The sequence below is a fragment of the Blautia sp. MB18-30 genome, from assembly GCF_023669475.1.
GTDB classification, from domain to species: Bacteria; Bacillota; Clostridia; order Lachnospirales; family Lachnospiraceae; genus Blautia_A; species Blautia_A fusiformis.
On sequence record NZ_JAMOYY010000004.1, the window covers coordinates 55,104 to 71,115 of the forward strand.

Annotated in this window: 17 protein-coding genes; 1 reads left to right on the forward strand and 16 read right to left on the reverse strand. The window is 43.5% G+C overall.

The annotated features are described in order from the left end of the window. Nucleotide 1 precedes the first annotated feature (1 nt). The 14 genes from NCY57_RS02770 to NCY57_RS02835 form a co-directional block, all read right to left on the reverse strand. On the reverse strand, nt 2-433 hold the full coding sequence (locus tag NCY57_RS02770; protein WP_021652838.1) for a TadE family protein: 432 nt from the start codon (nt 431-433) through the stop codon (nt 2-4). After that, the gene (locus NCY57_RS02775) at nt 430-846 is read right to left on the reverse strand and encodes a prepilin peptidase (RefSeq protein ID WP_173761354.1); all 417 of its coding nucleotides are present in this window, start codon (nt 844-846) and stop codon (nt 430-432) included. Before NCY57_RS02775 ends, NCY57_RS02770 begins: the two co-directional genes overlap by 4 nt. An 11-nt stretch (nt 847-857) precedes the next feature. Then, nucleotides 858-1,457, reverse strand: coding sequence for a hypothetical protein (locus NCY57_RS02780; protein WP_250789462.1), 600 nt, complete (start codon nt 1,455-1,457; stop codon nt 858-860). Nucleotides 1,458-1,652: 195 nt separating this feature from the next. Beyond that, nucleotides 1,653-3,146 carry a DUF5702 domain-containing protein gene (locus tag NCY57_RS02785; RefSeq protein ID WP_022426241.1) on the reverse strand — a complete coding sequence of 498 codons (1,494 nt, stop codon included), beginning with the start codon at nt 3,144-3,146 and terminating at the stop codon, nt 1,653-1,655. Between the two features lie 59 nt (nt 3,147-3,205). Continuing rightward, nucleotides 3,206-3,355 carry a Flp1 family type IVb pilin gene (locus tag NCY57_RS02790; protein WP_250789463.1) on the reverse strand — a complete coding sequence of 50 codons (150 nt, stop codon included), beginning with the start codon at nt 3,353-3,355 and terminating at the stop codon, nt 3,206-3,208. 170 nt (nt 3,356-3,525) lie between these two features. Next, a complete protein-coding gene (locus NCY57_RS02795; protein WP_022279525.1) occupies nt 3,526-3,909 on the reverse strand; it encodes a DUF6262 family protein in 384 nt (127 codons plus the stop codon). A gap of 20 nt (nt 3,910-3,929) precedes the next feature. Continuing rightward, nucleotides 3,930-4,355 carry a DUF6262 family protein gene (locus NCY57_RS02800; protein ID WP_250789464.1) on the reverse strand — a complete coding sequence of 142 codons (426 nt, stop codon included), beginning with the start codon at nt 4,353-4,355 and terminating at the stop codon, nt 3,930-3,932. After that, nucleotides 4,345-5,838 (reverse strand): tyrosine-type recombinase/integrase, encoded by a 1,494-nt coding sequence (locus NCY57_RS02805; RefSeq protein ID WP_022279527.1) that lies wholly within the window; start codon nt 5,836-5,838, stop codon nt 4,345-4,347. The genes NCY57_RS02800 and NCY57_RS02805 overlap by 11 nt, the downstream gene beginning before the upstream one ends. Continuing rightward, entirely contained in the window at nt 5,835-7,811 is a 1,977-nt protein-coding gene (locus tag NCY57_RS02810) for a tyrosine-type recombinase/integrase (protein ID WP_022279528.1), read from the reverse strand. The genes NCY57_RS02805 and NCY57_RS02810 overlap by 4 nt, the downstream gene beginning before the upstream one ends. A gap of 15 nt (nt 7,812-7,826) precedes the next feature. Next, the gene (locus tag NCY57_RS02815) at nt 7,827-8,945 is read right to left on the reverse strand and encodes a tyrosine-type recombinase/integrase (protein ID WP_022279529.1); all 1,119 of its coding nucleotides are present in this window, start codon (nt 8,943-8,945) and stop codon (nt 7,827-7,829) included. A gap of 159 nt (nt 8,946-9,104) precedes the next feature. Beyond that, on the reverse strand, nt 9,105-11,072 hold the full coding sequence (locus tag NCY57_RS02820) for an ATP-dependent DNA helicase (RefSeq protein ID WP_022279530.1): 1,968 nt from the start codon (nt 11,070-11,072) through the stop codon (nt 9,105-9,107). A gap of 596 nt (nt 11,073-11,668) precedes the next feature. Continuing rightward, nucleotides 11,669-12,109, reverse strand: coding sequence for a hypothetical protein (locus NCY57_RS02825; protein ID WP_022279531.1), 441 nt, complete (start codon nt 12,107-12,109; stop codon nt 11,669-11,671). Nucleotides 12,110-12,372: 263 nt separating this feature from the next. After that, a complete protein-coding gene (locus NCY57_RS02830) occupies nt 12,373-13,194 on the reverse strand; it encodes a DUF3825 domain-containing protein (protein ID WP_022279532.1) in 822 nt (273 codons plus the stop codon). After that, complete coding sequence (locus tag NCY57_RS02835) at nt 13,191-13,403, reverse strand: hypothetical protein (protein ID WP_022279533.1); 213 nt, start codon at nt 13,401-13,403, stop codon at nt 13,191-13,193. The genes NCY57_RS02830 and NCY57_RS02835 overlap by 4 nt, the downstream gene beginning before the upstream one ends. 652 nt (nt 13,404-14,055) lie before the next feature. Here NCY57_RS02835 and NCY57_RS02840 point away from each other — a divergent pair. Next, nucleotides 14,056-14,421 carry a helix-turn-helix domain-containing protein gene (locus NCY57_RS02840; RefSeq protein ID WP_022279535.1) on the forward strand — a complete coding sequence of 122 codons (366 nt, stop codon included), beginning with the start codon at nt 14,056-14,058 and terminating at the stop codon, nt 14,419-14,421. Nucleotides 14,422-14,700: 279 nt separating this feature from the next. On the opposite strand, the gene NCY57_RS02845 is transcribed toward NCY57_RS02840, so the two are convergent. Together NCY57_RS02845 and NCY57_RS02850 are read right to left on the reverse strand one after the other, a co-directional pair. Further along, a complete protein-coding gene (locus NCY57_RS02845; protein ID WP_022279536.1) occupies nt 14,701-15,747 on the reverse strand; it encodes a helix-turn-helix domain-containing protein in 1,047 nt (348 codons plus the stop codon). Nucleotides 15,748-15,867: 120 nt separating this feature from the next. Next, nucleotides 15,868-16,011 (reverse strand): FeoB-associated Cys-rich membrane protein, encoded by a 144-nt coding sequence (locus NCY57_RS02850; protein WP_250789465.1) that lies wholly within the window; start codon nt 16,009-16,011, stop codon nt 15,868-15,870. Between the last annotated feature and the right edge of the window lies 1 nt (nt 16,012).

Consider the following 16,012-nt stretch of genomic DNA (forward strand, 5'->3'; position numbering starts at 1 on the left):
TTTATGGCGTCACCTCTCCCAGCATATCCACAGTTCCTTTTACCTTGCGGATCCATCCCACAGGCCGCAGAGGCTTTGCCTTACCACTGACTTCCAGCTTCCATTTCTGCCCCAGGAAACCGGCAGGTACTTCCAGTCTGTAAGTTACTTTCACAGTTTTTCCTGCATTTGTCTGCATGCTCAGATTCTCTCCTCCCGGCAGCCCGATATCTCCCAGCATTCTACCCTGTATATCCGCCTTTTCATATATGTTTCCTTTCTTTTTATATCCTTCCATACTGCCGCTGACTGCTGCCTCATAAGCTGCCGCAGTAAGATATGCTCTGTCATGTACAAAAAAATCCAGATACAGCACTCCGATCAGTATCATAAGCACCAGCGGCATGAGCAATGCAGCTTCTATTGTAAAGCTTCCCTTTTTTATTTTTCTCACAAAAATATCCCTCCCAAATATCCGATCAGCAGAAACGGTACAAAAGGAATTTCCTCACTTCGACTCTTTTTTAGCATAAGATACTCAATGCCTGAGTAGATTCCACACAACAATAATGCACCACAGAGGATCCCTGCCAGTTCTCCGGCTCCCAGCACAGAGCCCATTGTCAGTATCAGCAATCCGTCTCCAAATCCGACCATTCCTCCACTGATCAAAGCGATCAAAATTATAAATACTCCGATTCCCATGGAAATAATCCCTGCCGGCCAGAGAAGCCCCTGCCTGATCCGCCACAGGATCCCGCCTGCCAGAAATATAAAAAGCACCGGTAAACAGATTTCTTTTTTTCGGATATCTGTCCAGGTATTAATTACAAGAAGTACAGTCATGCAAATTTTTACACTGCTCATGATCTCTCCCTTCAGCCACATCGTCCGCAGGCACTCATTTCACCGGAAACCTCGGTTTCTTTCACCATCCGTACAGATCGTTTCAATGCGCTGCAGCTTTCCCTGTTATGAAAACGGTTACTCTTTTTTGTGATATATACCACTCCGGCCGGTTCCTGCCCACGACTGCACAGCTCACAGGCCTGATACTTTTCTCCATATGCATTTTTTAAAGCTTTAACCGAAGAGCCTGATATCTGCTGAACAGACAGATTCAGATAACTGCACCCCAATTTTCTGTGATACACACTTCCTGATTCTGTCACATACACCATAGGCTGGCTCTCCACTGTATCCTTTCCATTTTCGTATACCACACCATTCCACGTATGAACCTTTACCGTATTATGGAACCATATTTTAGGAAGCGGGATCAGACCGCCTATGGGCTGATAGGAATATATGTCCGGCAATGTGATCGTTTCTGTACCTGAACCGCCGGCACCATACGCATACATACCTGCTTCCTTTGCTTTCTGGCACAAGCCGGTCAGATGCTCCGTCTGTACCTTGTAAATATCCATAAAAGAAAGCAGCGTGAGCACTCCGAAAAAAAACAGCGGCAAAGCCATCGCCGTCTCCAGGGTGAGACTTGCTTTTTTCAGAAAGGCGCACAGGGATACTTTTCCAGAAAGCGTTTTCCGGCTTATCGGGGAAAGCAGGAAAAAAGCTCTTCGAGAGCGCCTTTCTCTTTTTTGATCCAGTCTGTTTATCTGATTTTTATCTTCTTTTTCTTTCTGAAAAAGCATCCCTGTACACCTCTCTTTCTATTCATACGCATACTGACGTGTAACTGTAAATATTTTCCGTCTGTTTGCTTTTACATCTGCAGACGCTTCCATGGCAGTGATGCAGTGATCCATCTGAAAACCTGGTCTTTTTCCCTTTTCACGTACAGAGCACTCGATCATGTCCATTCCTCTCAGAACTTTATCCTGTTTTCCTTTCGCCATAAGCAGAACCTGAAGATAATCCTCATAAGACATTCCATTCCCTGCATCCTTTCTTGAAGAATCCAGTTTGTCCAGGATATTGGGCAGATTACTCAAAGACAGCTGCCAGTCTGAGGAGTTTTTTATAAGAGGTACATGTCCTCCTGCAAAAAGTTCCCGGACATCCAGAATACTCTCCGCAAATGCCCAGCAAAAGATCAGTGCCGCTTCGATCACTGCTGCCGCCGGTGGGATCAGAAAACCTGATGCAATCGCCAACGCCAGTGTTTCGACCTGTATCCGTTTTCCACCATCTGAAAGCAGATACGCCATGTTAACCCCCTGACGGATCACCAGAAGTTTTCCTGCCACGGACTTCAGATTTTCCCGATCACTGTTCTTCCCTCCAAGAATATATTCCACCTGATAATTCAACCCTGCCGCTGCCGGTCTTCGATAATTTCCCAGTTTCTTTAGCAGATACTGTCCAAACAATATTCCGGACGTATACGAATTATCGGATCGTATATCCGTATCCAACATTAGTCCTGTCTGGAGCTTTCTTCCGGATGTAAGGCTTTTTCTGTCTGTAACCGCATCCGATATTCCCCGTTCGGATGGTACTACCAGATCAAGAAGTCCCATTTTACGGACTCTTCTGATGATCGGAATAGGATTTTCCACGCTTTCATCAACACCACCGGTAAAATCATCCCCATTTCCTGCATCCGAAAAATCTCCCTGGTTTTTTTGTTGTTCCTGTTCTTTTTTGGCTTCTTCGCTCTTCTGCGCGGCGTCCGTAATAGCAGAATCATAGGAATCCAACGTTCCTTTATTTTCTGCCTGTTCTCCTTTTTTCTCTGCATCCTCTGTCTTCTTTTCCTGATCCTTCAGTTTTCCGAGAAGAGTCTGTACCCCCTGGCTTCCCAGAGTTTCACGCATATACTGAACAGCCTGCTGGTAAAAAATCTCGCCTTTTCCGTCGCTCAGAAGCTGATAACCATTGAATCCGCCCTGGAGAAGCTCCAGTTTCTGACTGTTCTGTTTCAATACAGGTTTCATATAAGTCTGAAAATCATCATATACAGAAGCCATATCCAGTTCTTCTTTTCCACCTGCATACAGTGCAAACAGCTCATAATCTTCCAAAAGCGTTCGGTCATACTGTCCAAATAAGGAATATAAGCCAATATCCATACTGTTAAGTATCTGTGTCCTGGCAGCTGCCATGCGTACAGATTCAATGCTGGCACACACAAGAGAAAGAACCAGGCTCAAGATCAGAGCCAGAAAGATCGTAATGCTGCCTTTTTTCACATTTCCTGCCAAGGGGTACCTCTCCTTTCCAAAACGAAAATATCAGCAGATATCACCGTTTTTTCTTATTTTCAGATCGTATTGCTTTGTTTTGTGATTTTTGTAAGGATTTTTTTAACAAGTGCTGTAAGCTGTTCCTTAAAGATGATGACCAGACTGATCAGAACCACCATAATTTTTACCCCTTCTCTGGTAGCCCGCATAAACACTGGCTCTATCATCAGCGTCACTCCGAAGTTTCTGTCTTTTTCTGCCCATTTTCCGTGAAACTGTGTACATTGTGCATTAGGTAAAACGTCCAAATCCATAACCTTAATGATTTCTATATAAAGCAAAACAGCCGAGATATGTTCATACCATCCGCTGTCAGCTATCTTTCTTATTTGATTATTTATTTCTTTTGCTTGTTTAACTCTTTTGTTAATTCCTCGATCTTTTTCTCTAATCTGCTATTTTCACTCTCTAATTCCCTGATTCTTTTTTTCAACTTCATAACTGTACTCTTCAAATTAATGTTTGTATTCTCCAACGCTCTATCGAATATAACTTTCTTCGGATTGTAGCATTCCCCCTGTTGAAGCTGTGCATCATCTAACGCTTTTCTGACTTCCGGATTTCTGTAAAAAAAACTTTTTGCAAATCCAGTATTTTTTGCTAACTCAGTTACCGAAATCCGCTCTTTTCTTTGAAGCATTTTTTCAATCTCACTTATAGCAACATCTGCTTTCTGTCTGCTTTTAGCCTGGTTCATCGCAACCATTTTATCGTATTTCATATCCATCTGCTCCCTTTCATTTACAATTTTTTCAGAACGGAGACTTCTTTCCGACTTAACCGTTTATTCAACTTCTCTACCTCTTGTTGTAACTGCTTATTTTTCTTCTGCAATTCCTGATTCTGTTCTGATAGTTTCTCATTTTTCGTTTGAGCTTTTAATAATTCAAGTTTCAAATCAACCATCGAATTTTCAAGTTGTCTGTCCATTATAACCGGATGTTGGTTCTTAAAGATCGCTTCCTGCCTGTGGATGGCATCGTCTAACTCACGCCTCACCATCTGATTTTTATAAAAAAATCCTCTGGAAAGCCCCGTTCTTTTTACTAACTCTGCAACGGTAATCCTTTCCATACTATCAATCATACCAGAAATAGCCTTTTTTGCAATTTCCATCTTCCTTTGGCTCTCGGCCTGTGTAATCTCTATCATTTTGTCATATTTCATAGTCATCCCATCCTTCTATGATATCTAATAGGATCATATCTATTTTTTCTCTTGCGGCTCTTGTCTCATCTGCCATGAGCTTATTGCCTATTTTCCGGTAGTAATGCACCGATTGTGTTGAAGTATGCCCCAGTAGTCTTGCTATCATCCAGTCATCCACATGCATCTCCGTCAGTTTCTTTCCATAGCAGTGTCGGAATATGTGTGTTCCAAACTGTAGCAGCTCGCCATTATCATCCCGGATATCTTCCTGGCGTATCATTTTCATGATCTGATTTTGGATCATACTATATTGATAAGGTTTTGTTGGATCATTCTTTTTTACAAAAATGTATGTTGTTTCTCCATACCGCTCTTTTGTATAATCAATCGCTTTCATGATGAGCCTTGCCACTTCTTCACTGATAGCCTTTTCATACGTTACGGATTTTACCTGATCGATTCTTATAAAATATCGTCCTTCCCGCATGCTTAGGCAATCTGGCTTTAAGGTCAGCGTATCGGATATCCGTGTTCCCAATAACTGGTGGATAATCAATGCCCTGCATATCTGCTCGTCCATCTTGAAAATGTGTTCGTTTAATCTCTTAATTTCAGCATCGCTATAAAATTTAAACAAATGCCTTGGAGTGCTTGGAAAATCATTGCTTAAAAATAATTCACTCAAGCTCTGTCGTTCATATAGATTTCCGACATCCTCCAGTACCCTCCGCAGGGCATAAAGATCCGACCTGTAATTTTTCCGTTCATGCGCTTCTGTTTGCAGGTATATCAGATACTGTTCGATATGCAGCCGCTCCAGTTCCTGTAATGATTTGATATCCGGACATCTTTTTTCCAAAAATCTGGCAAACCGTTTGATGGCTGTCATCTCACTTTGAATCGTTCCTAGTGGAGAATATTTCAGATGCATAAACACCGCTTTTTTTACTTCCTCCCGGATATCCGGCTGCGTGATCTTCGTAAAGTTGATGGTTTCCATATTCAGGATTGGGTTCGAGTGAATTGGAAAATCAAAATTTTTCAGATTCCAGATATCCTTTTCCTGCTCATCCCGGTCATCATCTTCTTCCGCAAACTTCAGGATCTTTTTCATGTGCTTTACAATGCCGGGAGTCTCAATCCCTATCCTGTCATATAATGCCCGGTACTTTTTACTCGATAAAGCATAGCCATTCTCCATCATCCAGCCTTTCAGCATACGGATTATTTTTTCCTCTGCCTTTGCATCCAGAGTGCGGATATTGCGGTCAATCAGAAAATCCCGGATATTATTGTAATAGAGCAGCTCACTTGACAGGCTAGAAGGAGCAAGTTTCTTTCCCCTGTCCCATATAAATTCCTCTAACAGCCTGCTGATCTCCTCTGTGGGCAGCCCTTCCAGATCAAAATACCTGTCCGGGCGGATATGCATTTTCCCGATCTGTTCCTCCGATGCCTGCTTGTAACAGTCCATCTCATACACATAAATTCTTTTTCTCATTTCTTATCACCACGCTTCTTGACTGTGATCGCTGATGCCAGGTCATTTCCTGGTTTCTTAAAGTAGGCATCACTCGCTTTTGCTATCCTCTTTGGCATAAAATCTACATACTGCTTTGTCATTTCCTCTGAGAAGTGTCCAAGATAATCCCGGATTGTCTGTATGGAAACGCCATCATCGTAAAACCGGGTAGCCAGTGTATGTCTATAATCATGGGTTTTGAAAATATATTCCCCATCTGCTATCTGATTCCTGGTACAGTGATACTGAAACTCCTTTCGGAATGTCCCCACCCGGTATGCCCCGCCATTTTTCCCCTTGAATATATAATCTTTGGGGCGGATATGGTTTTTCTCTATATATTTCCTCATAACCATGTACAGCATAAACGGTATCGGTATCATTTTATCTGCCTTCATCTTGATCTGATAAACTTTCAGCCATGCATCTTCCCCATCCCAATAATACGCATCCCCTTTTAACGTGCATACCTCGCTGATCCTGAGTCCGGTACACCACAGATGTAAAAATATCAGCCTGGGAACCTGCGGAAATAAGTGGAGCTTATGCAGGATCTCCATATAAACTTCTTCTTCCACTGTCCTGTCATGATGCTCCGGGTATGTCTTTTTCAGATAATATTCTGGCTGAAACGGGATTTCCTTGATATATCCTCTTACATTTAAAAACTGGTAAAACTTTAGATAACACACAATTCTTTTATTAAAAGTGTCATCCTTTGTATCCTTTTCTTCCAGCTCCCGGAAATAGCCATCCAGTTGATTTTCATCCACTTGGCAGATGGATATTTCGTCATTAAAATATTTCAGCAGTTTCTTAACCTCATATAACTGTGACCGGATATTGGCTATGGTAAGCCCTCCGATTCCGACATGATATTGGGCATATTCCTGTAGAAGCTCCCGGTTCTTTTGATTGGTAACTTCTATAAAGCTCAGTCTCTGCACTGGACTGCTCGGATTCAGTCTGTCCTCTGATAAATGAAACCGTTCCATATACCACACATTAGCATGCCAGTGAATCTCCGGTGCAGTCAAAAATAAAATTTTCCGGCTGTTGTCTATGATCTGCATGGAATTTTTCACATTGACCACTTTCTTCTCTACGATCTTTTCAAACTGGTCGATTTGGCTCAATTCCAGGCGCTCCAGATCTTCGATGTCCTCATCCACACAGAAATCATACAGCCAGTGCAGGGGCAATAAGAAGCGCACCCTTCTTTCCTTGGGATCGTCCCGGTATAGGTTTTCCAGTATGTAATTTAATAGTAGAAACACCTGCTTTTTTAATTTCTCTGGCGCTATCCTTGCAAAATCCCATACCAGTTCCTGCTTATCCTGAATGTATTCAAAGTCCTTGACCAGTTTCGGATCCGGCAGGTAAGGCAGGAAAATAATCTGCGCTTTATACTGCATCCGGTTTCTTGCCATTCCCGGCAGACTGCTTATTTCGCTTTGGACACTGTACTGTTTGATATGGTCGAACACCTTCAGGTATTTCATCACACGCTGCTCATTCCCGGTCTTTTGCAGTTCTGCTTCATATCGGCTCCGCACGGTATAATCGATATCTTTGATATGGTGGATTCCCTGCCGGATGAGAAACCTCTGAATGTTTCCTTTAAGCGGCGCGTCCGACACCTGACACTCCTTAACCTCTGCGATCAGCTCACCGTATTCCTGTTCCACCCAATACCGCTGGATCTTCCGGAGTGCGGATGAGCGTTCAACAGCACTCTGCCTCGTATATCGTCCGCTGTCTATCAGAAGTTTTTTATATTCCCGGAAATCGCATTCTTCTATCAGCGTGACATCATAAATATCCTTTTGTATCAAATAACTTTCCGCTTCTTCCAACAATTCCTTCTGCAATATCCCGCCTGTCACTAGCTGTTTGTGAAGATGCTGTATATCCTCATGCCGTTCAGCTTGCAGTAATCTGATTGCAGACACTTGACCGCCCCCTTCCTATAACAGATCCTGAATACCGTACATAGCCTGATGCTTACTGTAAAATTCATCACTGACTTGTATCAGTTCCTCATCCGTTATATTCAGATATTTCATGGTCGTTTCGATATTCCGATGTCCGAGTGCCTGACTGATAAGCTCCAGCTTCCAGCCGTCCTTCCGTCTTTCATTTGCGAAGTAATGTCTTAGCATATGTGGAGATGCTTTAATACCAGTCTTTTCCTCCAGCCTGCGTAACATCGCATAAACTCCGCTTACTTTAAATGGTTTTCCTGCGTAATCACCGGAGACATTGATAAACAGGTATTCCTGTTTCAAAATCAGTTCCTTATATTCTTCAATATAAAATGTCAAGATATCAAATGTCGCATCGCTGATCTTTGCTCTGCGGAATTCTGCATTCTTAGCCCTTGCATTATTCTCATTATCCTCCCGAAAGTTTACATAGATCACATGGTTTTTGTAATCTATGTCCTCTCCATACCGGACACCTAAGAGTTCCCCGATACGGAACCCTGTCTCGGCCAATAATAAAAGCAGAACCTGATCGCGGCAGTTTGCGCATTCCTGCAGCAAACTTACGATCTTGTCCTGCTCAATGGTTTTTCCCTGATGTCCTTTTTCTTTCAGATAGCCGTGAAAACTTTTCCGGTTCAGCACCCTTCTGACACCTACCGAGTTTCGCACAATCGTCTGTGCGTCCGATAACACTTTCAGGCTTTCTGACTGGCCGTTTTCCCGTTCCATAAAAGTATAGAACCGGAACACTTCTTTCAGATATGCATTGCAAGTCTCATTATTGGGGAGTTTTGAATATTCCTCCCGGCTATGCTCACCTGCTTTTAACCATATCAGAAAGTCTGTAAAGTGTTCATGCTGTTCAGCATATTTCATTTGGTATACATCGTCCAGATGCAGTTGGTTTTCATCCATATAATTCAGATAATAGGATAGGGCAAATGCACTTCTCCGGATCGTATTCGGTGATATCCTCGACCGTTTCTTGTGCATCAGATATTTGGAAGGTAAAAGGACAATGTCCATGCTTTCTTTCTCCCGGATAAAATAGAATTTTTCCTGTTTTTCCATCTGCATGTCTACTACATATTGTGCCATTTTACTCACTTCCTTCCTTTCTAACGCTATACACAGTATACCCACTTCGGGGCAACAAAGCAATTCCAAGCTCCCCAAAAACCGCCTGAAATACCACTGAACTTTTATTGCAAAACCGCTCCTGATCTGTTCAGAACCAACAACGCCCGCAACGTGTTTCTACATATAATATTCTTCACATTTCTGCCTGCGGATAAAGGTTTCCACATCCTCGATGGTTTCTGCCATCTGGCAGGCTGGAAGCGCACACAGAACATCCTCATGGTACCTGCCCCCTGCCACCGCCCGGTGATCCAGGATGGACACTACGCACGTATCGCTCTCCGTCCGGATCGCCCTTCCAAACCCCTGGCGCAGCTTTTTTTGCATATCCGGCACAATAATATCCCGGATATATTCCGTCAGAGTCGCATACCGCTCCTTTTCCGCTTCCCTTAAGGGATCCGGGACAGCAAAGGGCAGTTTTACGATAATCAGCGAGGACACAATATCTCCGGGAAAATCAACACCTTCCCAACAGGAACCGGCTGCGAACAGCACCGCATTCTCCATTGTTTTAAACCGCATGATCTCCTCCTGGGCATTGCGCCACACTTCCACCATCGGAAAAGGCAGGCTGTCCCGTAAAATCTGGTAGACGCTGCCCATTAAAGAATAAGAGGTGAACAGCACCAGCGTATGGCCGTAAGTCGAACAGATCAGACGCTGGATATGCTGCGCCATCATGACGGCTTCCTCCCGGCTTCCATGCTTTGTCCTTCGTAGTGTCTGCGGCAGGTATAAGAGACAATTCTTCTCATAAGCAAATGGGGATTCCGCCACATATTCCATCACCCGGATTTCCTTTCCCAGCCCGTTTTCCTGCCTGGTGCGGGAAAAGCCATTTCCGGCCTTTAAAGTGCCGCTTGTTAGGATAGCCGGGAAACCCTGGCTCCACAGCATGCCAGAGAGAATATCCGGGATTTTCCTGCTTGTCGCACACAGTTGCGGCAATTTCCCCTTATCCTGCTCTAAGTGCAGGATGTAGCGTTTACTGGAGCCTGTAAAAATAGTTAATACCTCTCCTGCTTTTTCTAGCTGGTTCCGTATCCATCCCGGAGCAATCCCCCTTAATTTGTCTGTCAATTCTTTTAACACTTCTTTCCCTTCCTCCAGCGCAATGGCACATTCCTCTGTCATTCGAAAAGCCGATGCTGGTCCCTCATCTGTCATATGATTTTCACTGACTATATGGAAAAGATTATGGAAAACACCCTTTAACTTCTTAGCCGCCATCCCCTGATGCTCCCGCTCCAGAAAATAGCAGATTTCTAAAATATCCTCATAGCATAGAGATTTCCCGTACATCTGCCTTGCCGCATCCGGAAGTTTATGGGCTTCATCCACAATGAGCGCCCGGTAATCCGTCAGCAGAGGTTTATAATCCTTTGCCCGATGGGAAGAATCCGCAAGCAGATAATTATGATTACAGATTTGGAAAAAGATATCCGGATCCCGTGCCTGCTTCAGATACATCTGATAACGACAGCTTGTCCTTCCCGGACACTCTTTTGGGCAGAATTTCGGGACACAGACCAGCCTGCGGTCAAAGCTGCTCAGATTGGCAACCTCATCCATATCGTAGATTTGTTTTAAAGAAAACAGGGCTTTTTTCTGCGCCTCATTTTTAGGCTTATCCCGGACAGCCTCCAAGCGGACTTCCAGACGGTTATCACAAACAAAATGCTCCTTGCCCTTCCGCACAATAGCCTTTAATGGGGATCCGATCAACCCGGTTGCCAGAAAAATATCTGATAAAAAAGGAATATACTCCTGTATGATTGCCTCCTGCAATGCAATGCTGGAGGTGGAAATAACTACCGGACGTTTATCACACACCCATCCGTTTCCCATTGCCGCCGCATATTTTCGCATTAGGACACAAGCTACCAGATAAGCATATGTTTTCCCAATCCCCACACCCGCATCGCAGAGGGCTATTTTCCCTTCCAGCAGGGTATCTAACATCTGATGGCTTAGTTTTACCTGTTCTTCCCTTACGCTTAATCCAGCCTGCGGCAGAAGCGTCAAGAAAATAAAGTCAATTTCCTGATGTGCTTTTCTTTGATATTGATTCTTATAATTCATTTCATTGCCTGCCTTTCACGCATGACGTCAATACCAAAGGAAAACACATCTTTTTAAAGTACGGCTGTGAGTTCCCCCACAGCCGCATATATCTGATATCAACGACACACTTCCATTGATTTCTAATTGTTGTTTCATTGTCGGCGTCATATTTGACCTCGCACCCCTGACAGCCTCTGCCACTTCCTTCATGGCATATATGGGAACATTACCGGCAGGCATCTGGCAAATGCCATTCGCAGATGTTCTGAAGGTCTTGCTGATTACAACCTGGAGTTCATCCTCTGCTCGTTGGCAGAATATCGTATCATTATCCCCCATGGATGCTCATGGCGGAGAGCCAGCCGCGGCTCCCTGTCAGGTCTGATGGATCGCTCAAAAGAAACCGAAACAGACACCAGGGCAGACTTTCCATCACACAATTTCTGCGGTTGGTCTATCCCCGGTACCCGTTTCAAATTTCCTCGTCCTGGCGCTCATCCTGCAACGCTACTATCCATGGGAACGTACCAGTAATGCTGGTATAAGATTTTCAAGGTGCGTAAAAGGGGACACTATCCCCCCTTCTACTTAATAGCCGATGAGACAGCCTGTTTTTATTCAGCTTTCACAACTTTTTTTATTTTTTCCCGCAATCGCCTCAGTTTCGTATAGATCGTCTGCTCCGGCATATTGATACAAGCGCTGATCTCCTTTGGCGCATAGCCCATCATCTTGAGGACAACGATCTGCAGTGTTGTCCTGTCTGCTTCCATCAAAATATGTAATAGCTGTTCATCGCCTATGGCATCCAGCAGTTCCTCTACACTTTGGATCTGCGTTTCACTAACTTCTGTTTCTGCCAGTAACATCTCCACATAATCCAAAAGCGGCATTTGATGTTCCCGATAGCGTCTTTCAGAATTAAAATCCGCCCAATCGCTCTCATGCAATACCTGTATGGATACTTCATCCATGCCCAGTTCCCGGAGCTTTTCTTCCTCACGTTCTTTCCACTTCTTCCATTTTTGTTCTTCTCTTGCTTTGTTATAAGCCACCTTTTTTACCTCCGATCTGAAATTTTTTAGAAATCAAATCGAAGTGGTGGCGCTCTTGCATATTCGAATATTTCGTTATCTGTTACAAAATTTGACTATTTGATTCAGCATATTCAAAAAACCTTCGTTTGTATCAAAGGCTGTTCTGATTTCCTCCTTTAAAACACATACGCAGTTGATTCACCTGCTCTCCCAAAAGACAAACACCCGACATGGCCTATACGGATTCCATCTTTATCGGGCGTTTATTCCAACTTAATTCCCTAGCGCACTAATTCTGTCAGCCACGGAGCCAGCGGTCTTGCGATCACCCTGGCATTTAAATAAGCCATCTCCAAAGTCAGGCAGGTATGGCCCATATAGTAGCCGTCCATCACCTCCAGTGTCATGGCAAGGTCTGGCTTCTTCATATTTGTCAGATAGACCGGAAGCAGGTACTGTATTTTTCCCTGGTATCCTTGAGGTACCACAAGCCCCGGTTCCACCACAGCCCTTCTTCTGCCCAGTTCCACCGCTGTTTCAAATAATAGCGGCAGGTTCTTCGCCTTGCGGATCTTCGCTGGAATCCGCTCCAGATTTTCCGCATCTCCCAATATATGTTCTACGTTTGCCCTGACCGGCCAGTCCGGATTAAATCCTGCGCACTTTTGTGTCACATAGAAAGAAGGCTTCTGTGGCAGCGGCTGTATGTATCTCAGCCACGGTGACAGCTCATCACAGAACCCCCGGAAATACCAGTCCAGCATGGAATCCTTCTTGTGGTTCCGTTCAAAGAAGGCATAAATCCCTTTATACCTGCTGTTGTAAAGTCCAGTATGGAAACATGCGCGCTCATTCTCCACATGAAAGAACTGAGACGATTTTTTAATATCCCTTGTTGAATGAAAATTAAACTCAATGCATTGCTTGCGGAAAATGATATGTAAATAGCGTTCAAGGATAGGAGTATCCTGATTCTTGGTTTCATTCATTGGCTTCTTGAACCGCCATGGTTCCGGGAGCGCCATCTCCCTTAATTCGTTTAACTGCCCGTACCAGTCCGGCACAAAGGCAAAATCAAATAAATCCGGTTTCAACATCATCATACGTTCCTCTGCTTTCTTGTGGTGTCTACCGGGCTTGACTGGGATTGATCCTTTAAGCCCTCATCTATGTAATGTGTTTTCTGTTTATCTTTTTGTTCTTCTATAGCCGCCAGCGAATTGGTATGTTCATTTAGAATATCTTCTTGTGCCTGCGGCTCTCCAGCGGCCGCAGCACGGATCAGCTTATATGTAAGTTTCTTTTCTTCCATCTTGATTTGCTCCTTTGAATAACTAAAACAACTCAGGCCATGTAAAACCGGAAATGGATTTGAAAATTTTTTTATTTTTTTGAAAAAATTTCTTCCGGTTCCGCAAGTCCTGCACTTCTCCCATCGTTTATGAATAAAAACAGACGAAGAAGGCGGGCCTCTGCTCCAATGACAATCGGGGAATATCGTCAGAAATCGACAAAGAAAAACGCCAGGGAGCTTCTTCTGCTCTCTGACGTAATGGTTCCGGATATGGTAGTAATATGCGATATAGGCATTATTATAGGTATGGAACACGTAATATAATACCGGTTCACAGGTATAAGCCTCCGCATCGAATGCCGGGATTTTTTTAGCGGTTCACCCGGCCGGAGCCTATATCCTTTCACAAAATCAATGCCACCCATGGTTTCCTCCCAACGGCAAACCACAGATGGCAAACACGAATAAGCCCTGCTGCGGGAAGCCGTTTTTTTTATTAGCTCCCCAACAGGGCTTTCCGTTATTTCATTAAATCAGTTCTACTCTCATTCCGAAGTAACGGAATGTTTATTCTCTTTCAAATCGGCATCATAACACCTATTCTATACATACTTTAAGGGAATGTATTTTCCATAATCGGTACGATAGAATGTATTCGAGGTGAACAATTATGCCGAAAGACAAACTTATGTATTTGGGTAACCGCATCCGATCCGAAAGGAAAAACTGCGGTCTTACCCAACAGGAACTGGCTGATCAGTGCGGTCTGGCCATAAAAACCGTTCAGGATATTGAGAACGGAAGGAAAAATCCTTCTTATGAAACTCTCTCCCTGTTGATTGAACGATTGGGCATTACCCCTAATTCTCTTTTTCCAGACAAAGTATCATCTGAAAATGAGCTGGCACAGCGCGTTATTGGGAAACTCCAGTCACACAATAAGGAAAATCAGGAAATCCTTCTTCGCACAATGGAGTTTCTATCAGAACAGTTACTGACCCGTCAGCAGAAAAATGAACCGAATGGTTCCGAGTGAAACCAGTAGGACAAGAGTTTCTTGTTTCTGCTGGTTTTTCTCATTATCTGCCATTATAAACCACCGACTTATGAACGAGTTATGGATGAGTTATGGATGGTATATAATTTTAAAAACTTTTCGACAAAATATGACGTTAAAATTGAAAAATACCCCGGAGTAATTTCTCACATTCCTCCAGGGCATTTCTATATTCCATAACCTCATACCGTTGTTTGTATCCTGTCTTTTGATATAAGGCATCCACAATCTTAATTTACGGCTTACCTTGCAAACCAATCAGTCACTGCTGTTCTGCTTTCGATACTCAGCCGGTGCTATTTTCAGAACATCCCGAAAAGCAGTCGCAAACTTACTCTGATTTTCGTACCCCACCTGATTTGCAACCTCCGCTATCGTGTACTGCGTTTGCCGGAGCAGAACAGCGGCCTGCTTTATCCGATATTCTTTCATATACGCACCAATCGGTTGTCCGTAAATTCCTTTAAACGTATCTTTTAAAGATGCTGTATTGATGAGATACTCTTTAGAAAGCTCCTCAATCGTAGGACGCACCTGCAGATTGGAGGTCAGCTTTTTGTGTATTTCTCTCACAACTTCTACCTGCGGGGAGGTATACTGCTCCCGCTGCTTTTCTTTCGATACGTCTACCATACACAGGAATAAGAAAAGCTCCTGGACTTTTATCTTAAAATAGGGTTTCTGCAGGCAGTCCGGCACACAATAAAGTTCAGAAAAGATATGTTCAATCTCATCCTTTGCCCGCATAACAAAACAGTTCCCTTCCGCACAAAATTTTTCCTTAAAATCCAAAATGTCAATGCCGCTCTCAGAAAGGATTTCCGGCGGGTTTTCTGCTACGATTTTCAGGTTGATTACCACAGAGATTCCACGATAATGTTTTAAAGGAAAGCTCATCTCTGGGGAACAGTTATCCATTGTGTGAATGGAAAGATCCCCTTCACCAAGATACAGGCAGGAACCGCTTAAAAGCGTACTTCCTTCCCGTCCTTCCCGGCAGTGATTGATTTCTAATATATTCTTATCCAGATTTTCTTTCCAGTCACAGCTTGTGGCTTCAAAGTCATTATAAATAAGCTGTATTCCAGGATAAACCTGGTAAACTGTCATCAATCCCAAACCATCTGTACAGTCCATTTTATAAACCGTACAATATCCATCATTATCTTTTGGAATGACCGCAGACAACCCTTTTGCATTTGTAATAGAGTTTTCGCTCATAACATCCCTTTCTATTAATCCATTATTCTTTATTTGCTCTGCCAGAATCTCTCTGGCATCTTTTATTATATAAGTTTTTCTCATTTCGCACCGCTCCAATCAGAAGGATTTACAATCCATTTAGCATTATATTATAACCCTTCCAATAGTGCAAACAGAGAAAACGGGCTGACGCTCTCTAAGAAAGCATCAGCCCAGGACCAATTATTTACTGCAATATTCTTTTCCCTCACAGCCGGAGCAGCTTCCGCCGCAGCAGGAACCATTCTTACGATTTCTGTGGATTTTCCGGACAGCCCATACCGCATAAGCTGCCACTCCTAAAACAATGATTCCGGTAACAATCATT

Excerpts from the sequence above, each read along its gene's own strand:
- NCY57_RS02775 (WP_173761354.1), bottom strand. The coding sequence starts at position 846 with ATGAGCAGTGTAAAAATTTGCATGACTGTACTTCTTGTAATTAATACC.
- NCY57_RS02780 (WP_250789462.1), bottom strand. The coding sequence starts at position 1,457 with ATGGCTTTGCCGCTGTTTTTTTTCGGAGTGCTCACGCTGCTTTCTTTT.
- NCY57_RS02790 (WP_250789463.1), bottom strand. The coding sequence starts at position 3,355 with ATGATAGAGCCAGTGTTTATGCGGGCTACCAGAGAAGGGGTAAAAATT.
- NCY57_RS02795 (WP_022279525.1), bottom strand. The coding sequence starts at position 3,909 with ATGAAATACGATAAAATGGTTGCGATGAACCAGGCTAAAAGCAGACAG.
- NCY57_RS02800 (WP_250789464.1), bottom strand. The coding sequence starts at position 4,355 with ATGAAATATGACAAAATGATAGAGATTACACAGGCCGAGAGCCAAAGG.
- NCY57_RS02805 (WP_022279527.1), bottom strand. The coding sequence starts at position 5,838 with ATGAGAAAAAGAATTTATGTGTATGAGATGGACTGTTACAAGCAGGCA.
- NCY57_RS02815 (WP_022279529.1), bottom strand. The coding sequence starts at position 8,945 with ATGGCACAATATGTAGTAGACATGCAGATGGAAAAACAGGAAAAATTC.
- NCY57_RS02820 (WP_022279530.1), bottom strand. The coding sequence starts at position 11,072 with ATGAATTATAAGAATCAATATCAAAGAAAAGCACATCAGGAAATTGAC.
- NCY57_RS02830 (WP_022279532.1), bottom strand. The coding sequence starts at position 13,194 with ATGATGATGTTGAAACCGGATTTATTTGATTTTGCCTTTGTGCCGGAC.
- NCY57_RS02835 (WP_022279533.1), bottom strand. The coding sequence starts at position 13,403 with ATGGAAGAAAAGAAACTTACATATAAGCTGATCCGTGCTGCGGCCGCT.
- NCY57_RS02840 (WP_022279535.1), top strand. The coding sequence starts at position 14,056 with ATGCCGAAAGACAAACTTATGTATTTGGGTAACCGCATCCGATCCGAA.
- NCY57_RS02845 (WP_022279536.1), bottom strand. The coding sequence starts at position 15,747 with ATGAGAAAAACTTATATAATAAAAGATGCCAGAGAGATTCTGGCAGAG.
- NCY57_RS02850 (WP_250789465.1), bottom strand. The coding sequence starts at position 16,011 with ATGATTGTTACCGGAATCATTGTTTTAGGAGTGGCAGCTTATGCGGTA.